Annotated in this window: 18 protein-coding genes and 1 tRNA gene; 14 read left to right on the top strand and 5 right to left on the bottom strand. The window is 64.5% G+C overall.

From position 1 onward, the window contains the following. The gene (locus WN72_RS00655; RefSeq protein ID WP_092211692.1) at positions 1–741 is read left to right on the top strand and encodes an SDR family oxidoreductase; all 741 of its coding nucleotides are present in this window, start codon (positions 1–3) and stop codon (positions 739–741) included. A 168-nt stretch (positions 742–909) separates the two neighbouring features. Here WN72_RS00655 and WN72_RS00650 read toward each other — a convergent pair whose 3' ends face one another. After that, complete coding sequence (locus tag WN72_RS00650; RefSeq protein WP_092211694.1) at positions 910–1,875, bottom strand: complex I NDUFA9 subunit family protein; 966 nt, start codon at positions 1,873–1,875, stop codon at positions 910–912. 149 nt (positions 1,876–2,024) lie between these two features. Between WN72_RS00650 and WN72_RS00645 the strand changes: the two genes are divergently transcribed. Further along, a tRNA-Leu gene (locus tag WN72_RS00645) sits at positions 2,025–2,111 on the top strand. Positions 2,112–2,158: 47 nt separating this feature from the next. Here the strand turns inward: WN72_RS00645 and WN72_RS00640 are convergent. The 3 genes from WN72_RS00640 to WN72_RS00630 all read right to left on the bottom strand — a co-directional run bounded on the left by WN72_RS00640 (position 2,159) and on the right by WN72_RS00630 (position 4,082). Continuing rightward, complete coding sequence (locus tag WN72_RS00640) at positions 2,159–2,458, bottom strand: type II toxin-antitoxin system RelE/ParE family toxin (RefSeq protein WP_092211696.1); 300 nt, start codon at positions 2,456–2,458, stop codon at positions 2,159–2,161. Beyond that, positions 2,455–2,712 carry a type II toxin-antitoxin system ParD family antitoxin gene (locus WN72_RS00635; protein ID WP_092211698.1) on the bottom strand — a complete coding sequence of 86 codons (258 nt, stop codon included), beginning with the start codon at positions 2,710–2,712 and terminating at the stop codon, positions 2,455–2,457. The genes WN72_RS00640 and WN72_RS00635 overlap by 4 nt, the downstream gene beginning before the upstream one ends. Before the next feature lie 98 nt (positions 2,713–2,810). Further along, positions 2,811–4,082 carry an MFS transporter gene (locus tag WN72_RS00630; protein ID WP_092211700.1) on the bottom strand — a complete coding sequence of 424 codons (1,272 nt, stop codon included), beginning with the start codon at positions 4,080–4,082 and terminating at the stop codon, positions 2,811–2,813. A gap of 305 nt (positions 4,083–4,387) precedes the next feature. On the opposite strand from WN72_RS00630, the gene WN72_RS00625 reads away from it, so the two are divergent. The 9 genes from WN72_RS00625 to WN72_RS00585 all read left to right on the top strand — a co-directional run bounded on the left by WN72_RS00625 (position 4,388) and on the right by WN72_RS00585 (position 13,711). Further along, complete coding sequence (locus WN72_RS00625; protein WP_027561604.1) at positions 4,388–5,707, top strand: UbiA family prenyltransferase; 1,320 nt, start codon at positions 4,388–4,390, stop codon at positions 5,705–5,707. A gap of 98 nt (positions 5,708–5,805) precedes the next feature. Continuing rightward, positions 5,806–6,420 carry a ribonuclease D gene (locus tag WN72_RS00620; RefSeq protein WP_027561603.1) on the top strand — a complete coding sequence of 205 codons (615 nt, stop codon included), beginning with the start codon at positions 5,806–5,808 and terminating at the stop codon, positions 6,418–6,420. 145 nt (positions 6,421–6,565) lie between these two features. Continuing rightward, complete coding sequence (gene lptC, locus WN72_RS00615) at positions 6,566–7,285, top strand: LPS export ABC transporter periplasmic protein LptC (protein WP_092211702.1); 720 nt, start codon at positions 6,566–6,568, stop codon at positions 7,283–7,285. A gap of 5 nt (positions 7,286–7,290) precedes the next feature. Continuing rightward, a complete protein-coding gene (locus tag WN72_RS00610; RefSeq protein WP_167380555.1) occupies positions 7,291–8,016 on the top strand; it encodes an LptA/OstA family protein in 726 nt (241 codons plus the stop codon). A 243-nt stretch (positions 8,017–8,259) separates the two neighbouring features. Beyond that, complete coding sequence (gene lptB / locus WN72_RS00605; RefSeq protein WP_027561600.1) at positions 8,260–9,261, top strand: LPS export ABC transporter ATP-binding protein; 1,002 nt, start codon at positions 8,260–8,262, stop codon at positions 9,259–9,261. An 89-nt stretch (positions 9,262–9,350) separates the two neighbouring features. Next, positions 9,351–10,979, top strand: coding sequence for an RNA polymerase factor sigma-54 (rpoN, locus tag WN72_RS00600; protein WP_027561599.1), 1,629 nt, complete (start codon positions 9,351–9,353; stop codon positions 10,977–10,979). A gap of 170 nt (positions 10,980–11,149) precedes the next feature. Further along, entirely contained in the window at positions 11,150–11,761 is a 612-nt protein-coding gene (gene hpf / locus WN72_RS00595) for a ribosome hibernation-promoting factor, HPF/YfiA family (RefSeq protein ID WP_092211706.1), read from the top strand. A 252-nt stretch (positions 11,762–12,013) separates the two neighbouring features. Then, positions 12,014–12,475 (top strand): PTS IIA-like nitrogen regulatory protein PtsN, encoded by a 462-nt coding sequence (gene ptsN, locus WN72_RS00590; RefSeq protein WP_008141251.1) that lies wholly within the window; start codon positions 12,014–12,016, stop codon positions 12,473–12,475. A 123-nt stretch (positions 12,476–12,598) separates the two neighbouring features. Continuing rightward, a complete protein-coding gene (locus WN72_RS00585) occupies positions 12,599–13,711 on the top strand; it encodes a tetratricopeptide repeat protein (RefSeq protein WP_027561597.1) in 1,113 nt (370 codons plus the stop codon). 24 nt (positions 13,712–13,735) lie between these two features. Here WN72_RS00585 and WN72_RS00580 read toward each other — a convergent pair whose 3' ends face one another. Further along, complete coding sequence (locus tag WN72_RS00580) at positions 13,736–14,374, bottom strand: TetR/AcrR family transcriptional regulator (RefSeq protein WP_035730566.1); 639 nt, start codon at positions 14,372–14,374, stop codon at positions 13,736–13,738. Between the two features lie 280 nt (positions 14,375–14,654). Here WN72_RS00580 and WN72_RS00575 point away from each other — a divergent pair, with 280 nt between their 5' ends. The 3 genes from WN72_RS00575 to WN72_RS00565 are packed head-to-tail and all read left to right on the top strand — an operon-like array spanning position 14,655 to position 18,207. Continuing rightward, on the top strand, positions 14,655–15,458 hold the full coding sequence (locus tag WN72_RS00575) for an SDR family NAD(P)-dependent oxidoreductase (protein ID WP_092211708.1): 804 nt from the start codon (positions 14,655–14,657) through the stop codon (positions 15,456–15,458). 38 nt (positions 15,459–15,496) lie between these two features. Then, positions 15,497–16,627, top strand: a complete 1,131-nt coding sequence (locus WN72_RS00570; RefSeq protein ID WP_092211710.1) for a DUF5938 domain-containing protein — start codon at positions 15,497–15,499, stop codon at positions 16,625–16,627. Positions 16,628–16,683: 56 nt separating this feature from the next. After that, positions 16,684–18,207: an acyl-CoA synthetase gene (locus WN72_RS00565; RefSeq protein ID WP_092211712.1), complete on the top strand. Its 1,524-nt coding sequence runs from the start codon at positions 16,684–16,686 to the stop codon at positions 18,205–18,207. Positions 18,208–18,355 lie beyond the last annotated feature (148 nt).

Genomic DNA, 18,355 nt, shown 5'->3' with positions numbered 1-18,355 from the left:
GTGACGTCACGCAAGACCGTTCTGGTGCTCGGTGGCTCCTCCGATATCGGCCGCGCCGCGGCGCGCGCCTTTGCCAAAGCCGGATACGATGTCGGCCTCGCTGGCCGTGACGTCGCTGTGCTGGAGCCTGATGCGGCCGATCTGCGCGCGCGTTACAATGTCGAGGCCAATCTCTATAAGTTCGATGTGCTCGACACCGCTTCGTTCGATGGCTTTGTCGCCGCCCTTCCCGCGCTGCCTGACGTCGTGATCTCGATCGTCGGCCTGCTCGGCGTGCAGCAGGATGCCGAGAGCGATCTTGCCCATGCCACCACGATCATGCGCTCCAACTACGAAGGCCCGTCGCTGATCCTCGGCCTGTTCGCGGAAAAATTCTTGGGCCGCGGCAATGGTACGCTTGTCGGCGTGTCATCGGTCGCCGGCGATCGCGGCCGGGCCTCGAACTATGTCTACGGCTCGGCCAAGGCCGGCCTCTCCGCCTTCCTCTCGGGCCTGCGCGCCCGCGCCAGCCGCGGCGGCGTGCATGTCGTCACTGTGAAACCCGGCTTCGTTCGTACGAAGATGACTGAAGGCATGAAGCTGATCGGGCCGCTCACGGTCGAAGCACCTGTCGTGGGCGATGCGATCCTTCAGGCCGTCGAGAAGAAGACCGACGTCGTCTATGTCAGCGGCAAATGGCGCCTCGTGATGCTGATCATCAAGACGCTGCCGGAGGCGGTGTTCAAGAAGCTGAAGTTTTGAGGCTGCAGGAACTACGCTGTAGCCGCAGCCGCGGTGCGCCCCCTCGCCCCGTTCGTCCCACAAACTCGTCATGCCCGGGCTTGACCCGGGCATCCACGTCTTGCTGCAAATGCGGAAGCGCGTGGATGGCCGGGTCAAGCCCGGCCATGACGACGGAGAGAGGGCGTCTCACACGCTCATGCGCTGGAATTGCCCGGCGGCGCGGAAGCGCCAGAGATATTGCGGGGCGATTGCCTCCAGCGAATCGGCCGTGATGCCGAGCCCTTCCAGCGTCAGGCCGGCAGCCTTCGCGGCTTCCGACACGATATTGTCGCGCTCGAGCAGCGTGACCTGGTCCGGCGTCAGCTTGAACGCGCCAGGCGCGAATTGCAGGAAGTTGGACTGGAAGCGGGCGAGCCCGAACGACAGCGGGATCAGCGCCGGCTTGCGGTTGGCGATGGCCAGAATGGCCTCGATGATCTCGCGCATGGTCAGCACCTCGGGCCCGCCGAGCTCGTAGGTCGCGCCCGCCTTGGCCTTGCCGTCGACCGCATCCGCGATCGCGGTGGCGACGTCGCCGACATAGACCGGCTGCATCTTCGTCTCGGCGCCGATCAGCGGCAGCACCGGCGACATCCGCGCCAGCGCCGCAAAGCGGTTGGTGAACTGGTCCTCGGGGCCAAACATCACGGAGGGGCGGAAGATCGTCGCCGATGGCACCGCGGCCAGCACCGCCGCCTCGCCGGCCGCCTTGGCCTTGGCATAGCGCGAGGGCGATTCGGCATCGGCGCCGATGGCGGAGACATGGATCAGGCTCGCGCCGGCTGCCGCGGCCGCCTTGGCGACGGTCTCGGCGCCCTTGGCCTGGACGGCGTCGAAAGTCTGCGCGCCGCTTTCGGCCAGCACGCCCACGAGATTGATCACGACATGCGAATCACGCAGCGCCGCCTCGACCGAGGCCGCGTAGCGCAGATTGGCCTGGACGACGTGGACCTGCCCGACCCTGCCGGAGGGCTGGAGGTATCCGGCCAGTTCCGGCCGCCGCACCGCAACACGGACCCGGTAATCGCGCCGGCACAGCGCCCGGACGACATTCCGGCCCAAAAATCCCGATCCGCCGAAAACCGTGACCAGCGTGTCCAGATTCGATGCCATGGGGTCCAATCCTGCAGGAAGAGTGCGTATTATCAGGCTTGTATCGGGCCGGTTTGCGATGCGCAATCCGCATCGCCAAAACCGGGCAAGCATGAATTGACAACGGCGTCACCGAACCGTAGTAACCGCCTCCGTGCCCCAAACGGCATGCCCAGGTGGTGGAATTGGTAGACGCGCTGGCTTCAGGTGCCAGTGGCTTAACGGCCGTGAAGGTTCGAGTCCTTTCCTGGGCACCATTTTAGGTTGGTGCGACCGTTATTCAGCGGGCGCCTCCGCGAGAAACTTAGTCCTCCGGGAAAAGCAGCCGCTCGTAGTCTCGCGCGCCGTGAAGGATGTGGATCACTTTGATCGCATCGTGGTCAACCCGATAGAAGATCAAATAATTGCCCAACGGGCGCCGACGAATGCCTTTGTGTTCGTAGCGTGGGACCAAGGGATAGCCGCGCGGTGCATCAGCAAGGGATTCGCACTTCTCACGTAGCCCACGCAAAAGCGTGAGCGCACTCCGCGTGCTTTGCTCGGCGACATACGACGTGATGTCCTCAAGATCAGCTTCGGCCTCCGCGGTGATGACGACAATCACGTGCGGTCCGCTTTACTCGTTAGTCTGGCTTCTAGCCGGTCGAAGACTTCGGAGCTTGGCTTGGTCCGACCTGCATCGGCATCATCAAGCCCGCGTGCGATCGCAGCGTCCAATACCGCGAGCCTCGCTTCGCGCTCCTGAATGAGCCGCACGCCCTCCCGCAGCACCTCGCTCTTGGAGTGGTAACGGCCCGAGGCGACCAATTTTGTTATAAAGTTTTCAAGGGCTTCGCCCAGATCTGCACTGACTGCCATGCCGCGCTTCTCCGTGGATGTTCGGCCCAATAACTATTATTGGATGGCACTTTCATCAAGCGGTATTGGGCCCTCCGGACCAAACCGGCCGCCCCTCATTAGACCACCCGCTTGCCCGCCCGCTCCGCCACCGCCTTCTGCACGAAATACATCGCAACCAGCGCGATCGCCGCCGACGCGCAGACGACGTAGCCGATCCGGTCGAAATGGAGCAGCGAGCCATCAGGTGCCTGTGCGATGATGGCGCCGGCGAGCACAGAGCCGAGGCCGCCGGAGAGCTGCTGGAGCGAGGCACTGATCGCGCTGAAGGAGCCGCGCTGGCTCTGATCGGGGATCGCCGACATCAGCGCCTGCGACGGGATCATGCGCGAGAAGATGCCGACGAACATCAGGACGTTGACGAGAATCGCGGTCGTCAGCGTGACGTGGCCGAGATGGGTGTAGATCAGCACCATGATGACAGACACCACGCTGCCGAACACGAAGGTCGGGTATTTGCCGAACCTGTCGCTGGCACGGCCGACCAGCGGCCCGGTGACGATGCTGAACAGGCCGGAGACGAGATAGATCGTCGGCAGATGCGTGATGTCGATGCCGAGATTGTGCACGGTGAAGGCGCTTGAGAACGGCATCAGCATGTAGCCGCCGGTCGCCAGCAAGGTGGTGACGCCGAAGGCCAGCGTGTAGCGCGGCTCGAAGACCGTCGCGACCAGATGGCGGAACGGGTTTCGGTCCTGCTTCAGCTTCAGATGCGCGTCGACCGGCTCCATCGCGAAGACGATGACCGCGATCGCCGCGATCGACAGGCCGACGATCGCTACGAAACAGATGTGCCAGTTCCAGTGATTGGCGAGAAACAGCCCTGCGGGAATGCCGAGCACCTGGCTCGCGGCGAACGCGGTCTGGACGAAGCCCATGACGCGGCCGCGCAGATGCAGCGGGAACAGATCGGTGATGATGGCAAGCACGACCGAGCCGATCACGCCGCCGAACAACCCGGTCACGATCCGGCCGAGCAGCAGCACGTGGTAATTCTGCGCGGCGGCGCAGAGCAGGGTGCCGAGCGTGAAGCCGACATAGAAGAACAGCAGGAGCCGCTTGCGATCGAAGCGATCGGCGAAGCCGGCGGCCAGCACGCCGGAAATTCCCGCGCTGAACGCATAGGCTGACACCGCGATGCCGAATTGGGTGGCCGTGATATTGAGCGCGGGCATCAGGATGGCGCCGAGCGGCGACATGATGATGAAGTCGAGGATGATCGTGAATTGCGTAAAGGCGAGCAGCGCGATCAGGAGCGACTGGTAGCGCGAAAAGCCGCGCTGCCGTTCCGGTTGATCGTCGATCGGCGCAGCTAACGTCTGTTCGGTCATGGGCACCTGGTTCGCGGGTGGGCGCGACAGGGCGCCGCGCGAAACTGGCAGATAGGGTGAATGGTGAGGATTTCCACGGGGCACACGGCAAAGGCTGTGTCGGAACACGAAGCTCACGCCGGGTTGTGGGATCCCTGCAACAGCCTGACACACCGATGTGACTTGATCGTCCCGCCGGGGCCGCTGGCCTTGTCCGGCCAAATTAAGCCGCCCTTAGCGAATGCCCCCTAGGCTCGCTGGCGTCCATTTCCCTGCTCCCCGGCCTGAGCGCCGGTCAGTTTTACGGCAATTCAGAGCTTTTTCGGATGGAGCAGCCCGCCCGGCAGCATGATTTTGGCACGCCCGAGCCGTCGGCCGCGGCGGCGCGGACGCTCGTCATCGACCTCGAAGGCGCGCTGCTGCGGTCCGAGCTGCTGATGGAGGCGCTGTTCTCCAGCCCCGGCCGTCTGCTGGCTCGCTTCGGCGCGGGCGGGCGCCCAGGCATGGCGGCGCTCACGGATGTCCTCGCGCAGGCCGACATCGACTACGCCCACCTGCCCTACGATTCCGGGGTGCTGAACCAGGCGCTGGCGGCGCGGGCGCGGGGCGAGAAGATTTATCTGGCAGCGAGCCGCTTCGCCCGTCATGCCGCGGGCATCGCCGCGCATCTCGGCTTTGATGGCGTCGTGACGCCGGCCGATCTTGCTGCGGGCGACAAGCTGCCGTTCGATCGCGGCTCCATCGAGCGCATCGAGAGCCGCGCCCACGCGCGCGCGAGCTTCAAGACCTGGGCCAACGCGCTGCGCGTCTATCAATACGCCAAGAACACGCTGGTGTTCGTGCCTGCGATCACCGCGCATCAGATGAATCTCGCCACGCTCGGCTATGCCCTGCTGGCGTTCATGGCGTTCTCGGCCTGTGCGTCGGGCGCCTATCTGATGAACGATCTCTTGGATCTTGGCGCCGACCGCCAGCATCCGACCAAGCGCCATCGCGCGCTTGCGTCAGGTGAGCTGCCAATCTCCTCCGCGCTGCTTGCGATCCCTGCCCTGTGGCTGTTCGCGGTCGCAGCCTCCCTCTGCATCTCGCCGCTGTTCCTCGGCGTGCTCGGCGCCTATCTCGCCACCACCATCGCCTATTCGCTCGTGCTCAAGCGCAAGATGCTGGTCGATGTCGTCACGCTTGCCGGGCTCTATAGCCTGCGCATCGTCGCCGGCGCGGTCGGCGTCGGCGTGGTGCTGTCGGAATGGCTGCTGATCTTCTCGCTGTTCGTGTTCACCTCGCTGGCGCTGATCAAGCGCTTCAGCGAGCTCAGCATGCGCGAGAGCGCAGGGCTCGCCGATCCCTCCAACCGCGACTACAGGATCACCGACCTTCATGTCATCGCCGCGATGGCGGCGGCAAGCGCGATGAATGCGGTGACGGTGTTCTCGCTCTATGTGTCGTCAACGGCGGTGACGCCGCTGTACGGCCGTCCCTGGATGCTGTGGCTGCTCAACCCGCTGCTGCTGTACTGGTTCGGCCGCGCCTTGATGATGGCGCACCGCCGCGAGATGCCTGATGATCCTATTCTCTACGCGTTCCGCGACGGCCCCAGCCGCATCACGGTCGCGGCGATGATCTGCATCATGCTGGCCGCGATCTGAACGGGCGCTTGCGCGGCCCGCCCCCAGTGGCTACATCGCGGGCCATCCGATTAGCCTATGATGTCGACAAACCGATTCGATTGAGGTTTTGACCCGCCATGACCGTACGCCTGCACCGCGGCGACCTGCCCGACCTGTCCCGCTACACCGGAGCGGTGGCGATCGACACCGAGACCATGGGGCTGAACCCGCACCGCGACCGGCTCTGCGTGGTACAGCTCTCGCCCGGCGACGGCAGCGCCGACGTGGTGCAGATCCCCAAGGGTCATACCGACGCGCCGAACCTGAAGGCCCTGCTGGCCAATCCCGCCATCACCAAGATCTTCCACTTTGCGCGGTTCGACGTCGCGGTGCTGTACCAGACCTTTGGCGTCATGACCGGGCCGATCTACTGCACCAAGATCGCCTCCCGCCTGTCCCGTACCTATACCGACCGCCATGGCCTGAAGGACCTCGTGCGCGAGGTGCTCAATGTCGATCTCTCCAAGCAGCAGCAGTCCAGCGACTGGGGTTCCGACAGCCTGTCCGAGCCGCAACTCGCCTATGCCGCGTCCGACGTGCTGCATCTGCATGCCCTGCGCGAGCGGCTCGATGCCATGCTGGTGCGGGAAGGCCGCACAGCGCTGGCCAAGGCCTGTTTCGACTTCCTGCCGACCCGCGCCCTGCTCGACCTCCAGGGCTGGGCCGAAGAGGACATTTTTGCGCATTCCTGAGCCCGCGCGCGGCGGCTAGCCTCATGGCCGCCGCCCCGTTTCGGACACTTTCGTAACGGCCTGTCGCCGGCTGCATATCGTGGCGGCACCGGGTACAATGGGGCGCTTTTCAACCGGACAGAGCGAGCGACACTCTGGAGCAGCAGTGAATTCGGCCCAGATTCCCACCTACGACGCCGCGCTTGCGGCGAAGTTTGCCAGCGCGGCGCGCCACAGCCGCCTGGTGCGGATTCTGCGCATCGCGGTGCCGGTGACGGTGATCGTGTCCCTGGCCGCGATCGTCGCCGTCTCGACCTTCCTCAATCCGTTCCAGATCCCGATCAAGCTCGACTCCGGAAATCTCGTGGTGACGGGAACCAAGATCACGATGGAATCGCCGCATATGTCCGGCTTCACGCCGGACCAGCGGCCCTACGAGCTCTGGGCCAAGACCGCGACGCAGGACATCACTGACCCCGATCACGTCGATCTCGCCGATCTGCGCGCCAAGGTGCTGATGGAGGATCAATCCACCCTGTTCCTCGATGCCCGCACCGGCCGCTTCGACAACAAGCAGCAGCAGCTCGACCTGCACAAGGACATCTTCCTGCGCACCTCGACCGGCTATGAGGCGCGGCTGAACTCGGCCTTCGTCGACATGGGCAAAGGCACGGTCTCCTCGGACGAGCACGTCGACGTCAAGCTGACCAACGGCACGCTGACCGCCGATCGCTTACGAATTACGGAAGGTGGCGACGTCATCCGCTTCGAGGGCAATGTCGTGATGCATCTGGACAAGATCAGCACGGATGATGTCGCCGCCCCCGTCGAGCAGCCGGCGCCGCCGCCGGCGAAGTCAAAGAGCAAGTCCGCTAATTCAAGATGATTTTGATGATCAGGTTTTTTCCGCGCAGCGAAGTCAAAGTGTGCGCCATCCTCGGCGCGGCCGCGCTTGCCCTCGGCATCGCGCTGACGGCGGGTAGCGCGATCGCGCAGAGCACGATACAGGGCCAGCCCAACGCCTTGCAGGGCTTTTCGCAGAATCGCGATCAGCCGATCCAGATCGAGGCCGCCTCGCTCGAGATGCGCGACAAGAAGAAGGAGGCGACCTTCTCCGGCAATGTAAAGGTCATCCAGGGCGACACCACCATGACCTCGAAGACGCTGGTGGTGTTTTACGAATCCGGCGGCGGCGACAAGCCGGCCACGCCGCAACCCGCAGCGAAAGGCGCCAAGGGTGCGCCGATGCAGTCGGCGACGCCGGGCCCGGGCGGCAGCTCCTCGATCAAGCGGCTGGAGGCGCGCGGGAATGTCGTGGTCACCCAGAAGGACCAGGTGGTGACAGGCGAGACCGCCGTGTTCGACACCAAGACCAACCTCATCACCATGTTTGGCGGCGGTGCAGGCCAGGTGGTCATGACCCAGTGCAAGAACGTGATGCGCGGCGACCGGCTGACGGTCGACATGACCACCGGCGTGTCCCGCGTGGAATCCGACAGCGGCCGGGGCGTTCAGGTCCTGCTGCCGCAGGGCGCCGGCAGTGATTGCGGTTCGGGCGCTCCGGCCAAGCCCGGCGCGGCCCCGCCCTCGGTGTTGCCCGGCGTTGGCAAAAAGTAAATTCTGAAAGTAAATTCATGGACTTGGGTCGGATGTCGCCGATCCGAGGTTGAAGCTTGCGTGGCGAGACTGTATCTACGCGCAGGGCTTCGAAGCGGGATCCGCCGCTTTTCGGGCGTGTTTCACTGGGCATGAGACATCCCTTCATTCATGCTGCTCCGGCGAATCGAAAGGCCGGCGCGGCAGATCGCGCGAACGCTGCGCAAACACCGCGCAAGAACCGCGAAAGGCTGGAAGGCGGGGATGGTCGATCTATTCAGCATGTTCCGTCGGCGCCCCGCCAAACGCGGCCGGCCAGGATTTGCGCGCGACATCACCGCGCTCGGGGACAGCGTCGGGGGCCTCGTGACCAGCCCGGTGCGGGACGCCCCGCCGATCGCCCGTGACCAGCCGATGCACGCACCCGACCATTATCAAGGCGACTATCAGGCCGACTACCAGCCTGAGCCGCCGCGTGCGGTTCACCCCGTCAGGAGCGCTGCCAAGCCGAACGGCACCGGCGGACCGCAGCTGCTGCGCCGTCCGGGCTTCCTGGCTGTGCATAGCGTGGAAAAGGCGTTCGGCAGCCGCCAGGTGGTGCGCGGCGTCAGCATCTATGTGCGCCGCGGCGAAGCGGTCGGCCTGCTCGGCCCGAACGGCGCCGGCAAGACCACCGTGTTCTACATGATCACCGGCCTGATCAAGGCCGATCGCGGCGCGATCGAGCTCGACGGCCACGACGTCACGCAACTCCCGATGTATCAGCGCGCGCGGCTCGGCATCGGCTATCTGCCGCAGGAAGCCTCGATCTTCCGCGGCCTCACCGTCGAGCAGAACATTCGCGCCGTGCTCGAAGTGGTCGAGCCCTCGCGCAAGAAGCGCGAGCAGCAGCTCGATTCGCTGCTCGACGAGTTCAACATCACGCGGCTGCGCAAATCGCCGTCGATCGCGCTGTCAGGCGGTGAGCGCCGCCGAGTCGAGATCGCGCGCGCGCTGGCGACGCGCCCGAACTACATGCTGCTCGACGAGCCCTTCGCCGGCATCGATCCGATCGCGGTCGGCGACATTCAGGACCTCGTGCGCCATCTCACCAATCGCGGCATCGGCGTGCTGATCACCGACCACAATGTCCGCGAAACGCTCGGCCTCACCGACCGCGCCTATATCGTCTATGCCGGTGAGATCCTGACGGAGGGGAGCCCGGACGAGATCGTCGCCGACCCCGACGTTCGCCGGCTTTACCTCGGCGAGGAATTCCGCCTCTAGCCCGTTTTTCCCATTCGTCAAGACGTGTACATCGGGCTCGGACTAGGATAAGCAAAAATCGGACCAACTTTTGGATCGGTTCTTGCTTCATGGCGCTTACGCAGAGATTAGAGTTCCGGCAATCGCAGTCGCTGGTCATGACGCCGCAGCTGATGCAGGCGATCAAGCTGCTGCAATTGTCCAATCTCGATCTCACGACCTTCGTGGAGGAGGAACTCGAGCGTAACCCCCTGCTGGAGCGGGCCAATGACGAGGCCCCCGGCGGCGAGACCCCGGCCGAGGCCGGCCAGTTCAGCGACCACGATGGCGAAGATTCAGGCAGCCAGGGCGATAGTGACGGCTTTGGTGGCAGCGGCGACGCTTTCGAGCCCGGCCAGGAAGAATGGATGAGCAAGGATCTCGGCACCCGCGCCGAGATCGAGCAGACCCTGGACACGGGCCTCGACAACGTCTTCTCCGAGGAGCCGGCCGAGGCCGCCGCGCGCAACGCGCAGGACGCCGCGCCGAGCGTCTACACCGAGTGGGGCGGCGGCGCCTCCGGTGACGAGGACTACAATCTCGAAGCCTTCGTCGCCGCCGAGATGACGCTGTCGGACCATCTCGCCGAGCAGCTCTCGGTCGCCTTCACCGCGCCGGCGCAGCGGATGATCGGCCAGTACCTGATCGACCTCGTCGACGAGGCCGGCTATCTGCCACCCGATCTCGGCCAGGCTGCCGAGCGTCTTGGCGCATCGCAAAAGGACGTCGAGGACGTCCTTGCCGTGCTGCAAAAATTCGATCCGCCGGGCGTCTGCGCGCGCAATCTGAGCGAATGCCTCGCGATCCAGCTCCGCGAGCTCGACCGCTACGATCCCGCGATGCAGGCCCTGGTCGAGCATCTCGATCTGCTGGCCAAGCGCGACATCGCGAGCTTGCGCAAGCTCTGCGGCGTCGACGACGAGGACATCGCCGACATGATCGGCGAGATCCGCCGGCTCAATCCCAAGCCCGGCATGAAATTCGGCTCGGCCCGTTTGCAGACCATGGTGCCCGACGTCTATGTCCGTCCGGGTCCCGATGGCGGCTGGCATGTCGAGCTCAACAGCGACACCTTGCCGCGCGTGCTTGTCAACCAGACCTACTATTCCGAGCTATCGAAGAAGATCGGTAAGGACGGCGACAAGTCCTATTTCACCGACGCGCTGCAGAATGCGACCTGGCTGGTGCGCGCGCTCGACCAGCGCGCCCGCACCATCCTCAAGGTTGCGACCGAGATCGTGCGCCAGCAGGACGGCTTCTTCACCCATGGCGTCGCGCATCTGCGGCCGCTGAATCTGAAGGCCGTCGCCGACGCCATCCAGATGCATGAATCCACGGTGTCGCGCGTCACCGCCAACAAATACATGGCGACAAATCGCGGCACATTCGAATTGAAATATTTCTTCACGGCGTCGATCGCTTCGGCCGACGGCGGCGAAGCGCACTCCGCTGAAGCGGTGCGTCACCACATCAAGCAGCTGATCGATTCGGAAGAACCCTCGGCGATCCTGTCGGATGATACCATCGTGGAACGCTTGCGCGCCTCGGGCATTGATATTGCCCGCCGCACGGTCGCGAAGTACCGCGAAGCCATGCGCATCCCGTCCTCGGTGCAACGTCGCCGCGACAAGCAGAGCGCCCTTGGTAACGTCCTCTCCAACGCACTGTCCGACCGCTCCCGCAACACCGAACCGGCCTGATTGCGCTGGCGCGAAATCGCGCTACTCTCTTCCCCCCATTGCGACCGATCCAAGCACGCGCATGATCCGGAAAGTGTACGGCGGTTTTCCGAAAAGATCATGCGCAGGGAACAACCCCAGCTACGATGACGCGTCAGCGTAGCCGGGCGCAAACCAAGCGAGGCATCACAATGACTCTTCGGATTTCGGGAAAGAGCGTCAGCGTCGGCGAGGCCCTGCGTGGCCGCGTGACCGACCGGACTGAAGAGGTCCTGCGCAAGTATTTCGATGGCAATTATTCCGGCCACATCACGCTGTCCAAGGATGGCTTCGGCTTCCGTACCGACTGTGCGCTGCATCTCGATTCGGGAATTACGCTGGAGGCCGATTCGAACGCGCCGGACGCCTATGCCAGTGCCGACCAGGCGCTGATCATGATCGAGAAGCGGCTCAAGCGTTACAAGAGCCGCCTCAAGGACCGCTCCGCCCGCAAGGCTCATGTCGCCTCTGCGGCGCTGGCTGCCCTCGACGCCACCGCTTACGTGCTGGAGGCCCCAGGGGAGAGTGAGGACGACGACGAGGTCACCGGCTACAACCCCGTGATCATCGCCGAGGCCACCACCTCCCTGAAGCAGCTCTCGGTCAGCGAAGCGGTCATGGAACTGGACCTGACCGGGGCGCCCTGCCTGGTGTTCCAGCATGGTTCCAGCGGCCGGGTGAACATCATCTATCGCCGGGCCGACGGCAATGTCGGCTGGATCGACCCGCCGGGCGGAAAGGCCGACGGCAAGGCCAGTGGCTAGGGCCAGGAACTGGGGCCAGAAGGGGGGCAGGCCCGGGACCCCGTACCATCCGCAGCCCTTAACAATGACCGGGGCAAAGCCCTACGCGGGAGTTGGCACCGGGATTGCGTTGGAGTAGAAGCGCCCCACATCAGGGTCTAGGGACTGGCTAAGTCTCCCTCCTGCTTCACCTTCTTGACGCCGGCCCGGCGCGGTTATCCCCACGCTGGCCAAATCGGAACCTGACGGTTTAATTCACCTCGGAAAGCTTCCATGCCGATTACCGATCTGGTCGCACCCGAGGCGATTCTCCCGGCATTGAAGGTCAACAGCAAGAAGCAGGCGCTTCAGGAACTTGCGGCCAAGGCTGCCGAGTTGACCGGACAGAACGAACGCTCCGTGTTCGAGGTGCTGCTCCAGCGCGAGAAGCTCGGCACCACCGCGGTCGGCTATGGCGTCGCCATTCCCCACGGCAAGCTGCCCAAGCTGGAAAAGATTTTTGGCCTGTTCGCGCGGCTCGATCGCCCGATCGATTTCGAGGCGATGGATGGCCAGCCGGTCGATCTCGTCTTCCTGCTGCTCGCCCCCGAAGGTGCCGGCGCCGATCACCTCAAGGCTCTCGCCCGCATCGCCCGCCTGCTCCGCGACCAGGACATCGCCAAGAAGCTCCGCGCCTCGCGCGATGCCCAGGCGATCTATTCGGTGCTGGCCCTGCCGCCGGCAACGGCGGCGTAAGCACTCTCCTCCATTCGAACCCGAGCCGCGTCGTCCGCGACTTATTTCGCAGCCGGGCGCTGCGAAATTTCGCCACCATGTCCACCTGCGCTCGGCACGGGTTTGGCGCGAGGATCTTGCGACATGATGTGCCGTTCGATCGGCAGGGTCTTTGGTCTGCTCTGTTCTGTCACCATCGGCGCCACGGCAATGGCCCGTGCAGACGAGGCGTCCAACGACCGCGTCATCGCCGAGAAGACCGAGATCATCGCGGGCGATCCGACCAATGCGGTTGCCTATGAGCTGCGCGGCGAAGCTTACTACCTCAAGCGCGACTGGACTCGTGCCTTCGAGGATTGCGGCGCTGCGATCCGAATCGATCCGAATTTCGGGCGCGCCTATAACTGCCGCGGCCGCGCCTATTCGGCGAAAGGCGATCGCGATCATGCCATGGCCGATTACAACGAGGCCATTCGCCTCGATCCCGGCTATGGACCGTCCTACACCTCCCGCGCCCTCGAATATCTCAACAAGCGCGATTTCGATCTCGCGATCACTGGTTTCACCGAGGCCATCGAGCGCAATCCCAAGCAAGCCTATTTTGCTTTCATCAAGAGGGGCGAAGCGTACGCAGGGAAGGGCGACACCGATCGTGCCGTCGCCGACTACAACGAGGCGATGCGGCGCAATCCCGCCGCCGCATGGCCCTACGAGCTGCGAAGCGTCGTCCATTTCGACAAGGGCGAGATCGACGCGGCTCTCGACGACTGCAACACCGCCGTCCGTCTGGAGCCGGGGAATGCCGGCGGCCACTATTGCCGGGCCATCGTTCTCCTGAAAAGGAACGACATCGACAATGCCATCCACGAGCTCGATGACGTCACCAGGATCATGCCGTCTTTCGAGAAGGCATATCTCGCACGCGCCCTCGCCTGGCACAGAAAGGGCGACGATAAGCGTGCCATTGCCGATTTCGACGAAGCGATTCGGCTGCAGCCGGGAAATTCGGCCGCCTACAACAATCGCGCCGCCGCGTTTCGCGACATGGGTGAGAACGAACGTGCGCTCGCCGACTACAACGAGGCAATCCGGCTCGATCCCAACAACCAAATCGCCCTGGCCAATCGGGGCATCCTCTATATGAAACTGTCCGACGCCAAACATGCGCGCGCGGATTTCAACAGCGTGCTCGCGCTGCCGCCGACCGACAAATGGGCCGTGGACACCGCGCGCGAAGGGCTTGGCTTTTTGAAGTGACGGCGAAGGCGTCACTCTTGCGCGTCAGCACACCGTCGGCAGCAGGCGCCGGACTTCGTCGAGCAGTTCAGCAACCGCCGTCTCGTCGCCCGCGAGGTGCCTGAGCAGCGCGCTCTGGAACAGGCCGTCGAACAGCGCATAGAGCGCAGCAGGTGACGACGCCGGCCGCTTGCCGCCGAGTTCGGCATAGCGCGAGGCGATGCGCCAGATCATCGCCTCCAGGCTCTTGTCGATCTCGAGCACGTCCTTGCGGAACGCCGCCTCGAACATCGCCTGCGAGCGCAAATCGTACCAAAGCCGGTGCATGCGGGCTTCGTTCTGCAGCGTTGCTGCGAGCTTGGCGAGGAAGCCCTCCGTCAATTCCTCGCGGCTCGTTGCCGTTGCGACGACCTCGTCATATCGCGTCACGCACTTCGCCTTGTAGTGGCGCACGCAGCAGCAGATCAGGTCGAGCTTGTCGCTGAAATAATAGTGGAACACGCCGTGCGTGAACGCCGAGTTCTGCGCGATCTCCCGCAGGCTGGTGCGGGCGAAGCCGAGCTCTCCGAGGGTTTCGAGCGCAGCCTCGGCAAGCTCGATGCGCCGCGCGTTGAACTTCTCGTCGCGCAGCACCTCGGCCGCATCGGCCACACGCCGGGCCGCCCCTGTCACCTGCCGCGCCATATCGTCCTTTCCTCAGCCCCGTTTTTTCAAGGACTTAAACCGCGTCGACCGCGGAATAGCTCCGCCTCCTCACAACCACTTCCTTAGACAACTGTCAAATTCGATCTTGACAAGTGTCAAGATTCTGGCGGAGGCTCCCGCCAATAATTTGGACAGTCGTCAAGACGTCCGGCCATGGAGGAACGCTTCGCTGGGTGCCGCCGAAAGGCCTGCGCCCATCGACTTGGTGCGCGTCGATGGACGCAGCACGAATCAATCACCAGCAACGGAGGAGTGCATCATGAGCGGGAAGAGCCTTGCAGGCAGGAAAGCCCTGGTCACCGGTGGTGCTCGGGGAATCGGCGCGGCCATCGCGCAGGCGCTGGCGCGCGCCGGCGCCTCGATCATGATCGCCGACATTCTGGAGGAGGCCGGCCGCGCCAGCGCAGCGGGAATCGCGAAGGAAGATGTCGCGACGGGCTTCGTCCAGCTCGACGTCACCGACGACGCACAATGGGAGCGGGCGGTGGCCAAGACTGTCGCCACCCTCGGCGGCTACAACATCCTCATCAACAATGCCGGCATCGAGATCACGTCGCTGGTCAGCGAAATCAGAGCCGAGGATGCGCGGCGGATGTGCGACGTCAACATCGTCGGCACCGTGCTCGGCATGAAGCACGCCTTCCGCGCGATGCGGCCGGGCGGAGCGGCGGGGAAGGGCGGCGCGGTCGTCAACATCGCCTCCGTCGCGGCGACGATCGCCTTCCCGAGCATCGCTGTCTATTCCGGTACCAAATCCGCGGTCGATCGCATGACCAAGGTCGCTGCGATGGAGGCCGGCAAGCTCGGTTATGGCGTGCGCGTCAACTGCATCTATCCCGGCCTGATCCCGACCGACATGGGTATGCAGCTGGCCAACGACATCGTGAAGATCGGTCTTGCGCCCGACGTCAACGCCGCGGTCGGCTCGGTGGTGGAGCAGACGCCTCTCGGCAAGCTCGCCGAGGTCGGCGACATCGCCGACGCCGCGGTGTTCCTGTGCTCGAACGAGGCGCGCTTCATCACCGGCATCGGACTGCCGGTCGATGGCGGCATGGGCATGTGAGGCAAAAAACTTGACAACGAACATTTCGGAGGAACGCAATGAGCGCGAAGAAGCCCGTCATCGTCTATGGCGCGTCCGGCTACACCGGCCGTCTGGTCTGCGAATACTTACGCGAGTACAACATTCCCTTCATCGCTGCCGGCCGCAGCGCCGGGAAACTCAACGCCGCGATGAAGGCGAACGTGGCCGGCATCGAGACCGCCGACTACGAGGTGGTGGAAGTGCCCCACACCGTGGGCGCACTGTCGGAGTTGTTCAACGGCGCCTCGGTGGTGCTCAACACCGTGGGCCCCTTCGCGAGGTTCGGCGGAGAGGTGGTGCAGGCGTGCTGGGCTTCCCGATGCCACTACACCGACACGACAGGCGAGCAGGACTGGCTGATCACGCTCGAGCAGGAGTGGGGCGCGAAGTTCGCCAATGCCGGCCTGCTGCTCGCGCCCGGCATCGCACAGATGTACACCACCGGCGAGATCGCCGCGCAGCTGTGCCTGGAGACGCCCGGCCTCGATACGCTCGATATCGCCGTGTTCTGGGGCGGCAGCCCGACCATCGCCTCGACGCAGACCATCCTGGTCAATGCCGCGATGGCCAAGGCCTACTATCTGGAGCAGAACAAATATGTCGAGCATCAGCCCGACGCCGGCCTCTACAACCTCGCCATCCCCGGCCAGCATGAGTTGGCATTGGCGCTGCCCTGGGGCGGCACCTCGCACCCGGTGTGGTTCAAGCGCGATCCGCGCGTAGCCAACGTCAAGGTGCTGGGCGGCGTGTTCAACCGCGCACTGATGCTGGGCGTGCCGCAGATCGTCGCCGCTGCGCTGGACGCGACCAAGGACATGAACCCCGGCGACCGCTACGCCGCGTTGGCGCAGACCGCCGCCGGCGTCATGAACACCATGCCGCCGCGCGAGAACCCGCGCGTCAACAAGTCGCTGGATTCGGTGCATGCCTCCGGCCCGCTGGGGCGTGCGCACTGCGTCATCAACGGCAACAGCAACTACAAGCAGACCGGCCTGCTGCAGGCCTATGCCGCCGCGCACCTGTTGCAGCAGCCGCCCAAGCGCGTCGGCTTTGCCTCCGGCTGCCAGGCGTTCGGCCATCACGAGCTGCTCGGCCAGCTGCGCAGTTTTGGTCTGGTCAGCAAGCCTGTTCTGACCGTACACGATTAGCTAAATTGCGGGGGGCGCGGCTTGTCGCGTCGCCCGCTGCCACTTCGGGGGCGACCATGCGCTTCATCGATTACCTGGACAAAGGTGCCTCGCTCGGCCCCGATGCGCCGTGCCTCACCATGGATGGGCGCAACCTCAGCTATGGCGAGGTGCAGCAGCTCAGCTATCGCATCGCGCGCGGGCTCGCGCGTTCGGGGATTGCCGCCGGCGAGAAGGTCGCAATCCTCTCCGGCAACGATCCGGTCGCCTTTGCGTGCGTGTTCGGCCTTTCCCGCGCCGGCTCGGTCTGGTGCCCGATCAATCCGCGCAACGAGGCGGCCGAAAACCGGATCATCCTCGACCAATTCGACTGCAGCTTGCTGCTGTTTCATTCAAGCTTCGCGCCGATGGTCGAAGCGGTGCGTGCAGAGCTGCCGAAGCTGCGCGCCCTCGTCTGCCTCGATGCCGAGTTGTCCTTCGCGCCATCGTTCGACGGCTGGCTCGCCGGCCTTTCCGACGACCCCTATCAACGCGAGACGGTCGACGATCTCGCGATGATTCCCGGCACGGGCGGCACCACCGGCAAGCCGAAGGGGGTCATGCTGTCGGGCCGCAACATCGAGGCCATGACGGCCCTGACACTGATGGGCTATCCCTTCAAGGGCCGTCCGGTCTATCTCGCGCTCGCGCCCTTGACCCACGCGGCCGGCGTGCTGTGTTTCCCGATCATGGCGCTCGGCGGCCGCATCGTGATCATGCATCACCCCGACATCGCCGAATTCCTCGATCTGATCGAGCGCTACCGCGTCACGCACACCTTCCTGCCGCCGACCGTGATCTACATGCTGCTCGATCATCCCAAGCTCGGCTCCGCCAACCTCGAATCGCTGCAATGCTTCTGGTACGGCGCGGCACCGATCTCGGCGGCACGGCTTGCGGAGGCGCTCCAGCGTATCGGGCCGATGGCGCAGCTGTTCGGTCAGACCGAAGCGCCGATGATGATTTCGATGATGGCACCAGATGAGCATTACAATGCCGACGGCACCATCGCGATGGAGCGCCTCGCTTCAGCCGGGCGGATCAGCCCGCTGGTGCAGGCCGGCATCATGGATCACGACGGCAACCTGCTGCCATCAGGCGCGCGCGGCGAGATCGTGGTCCGCGGCTCGCTGGTGATGCAGGGCTACTACAAGAATCCTGAGGCCACGGCGGAGGCCTCCGCGCATGGCTGGCACCACACCGGCGACATCGGCTACATCGACGGCGACGGCTACCTCTATATCGTCGATCGCGCCAAGGACATGATCATCACCGGCGGGTTCAACGTCTACTCGATCGAGGTTGAGAACGCGCTGCGGGCGCATGAGGCGGTACAGGATTGCGCCGTGATCGGGCTGCCCGATCCGAAGTGGGGCGAACGGATCGTGGCCGTGGTGCAGCCCCGCGCCGGCCAGCGGATTGACCCCGCGGTGCTCGCCGCCTTTGTCAAGGAACAGATCGGCAGCGTCAAGACGCCGAAGCAGATCGAGGTCTGGGACGATCTTCCGCGCTCAAAGGTCGGAAAGGTCCTGAAACCGGACATCCGTGCGCGATTGACCTGATTGGGCTTGCCCGTGCCCTCGCGCGAGGCGTAGGCGATCCTGTTCGGTACTGTCGGCCACAACTGCGGCCCAAGGCCGCCCCATCCGCCTTCTTTGAGTGCGGTCAGAGGGCGCGCGAGAGATAGCGCACCGTCCTGCTGCCATTGTG

Origin of the sequence: Bradyrhizobium arachidis (assembly GCF_015291705.1) — a bacterium.
Lineage (GTDB): Bacteria > Pseudomonadota > Alphaproteobacteria > Rhizobiales > Xanthobacteraceae > Bradyrhizobium > Bradyrhizobium arachidis.
Note: the sequence above shows the minus strand (reverse complement) of the source record. Positions and strands in the feature narration are given on the sequence as shown.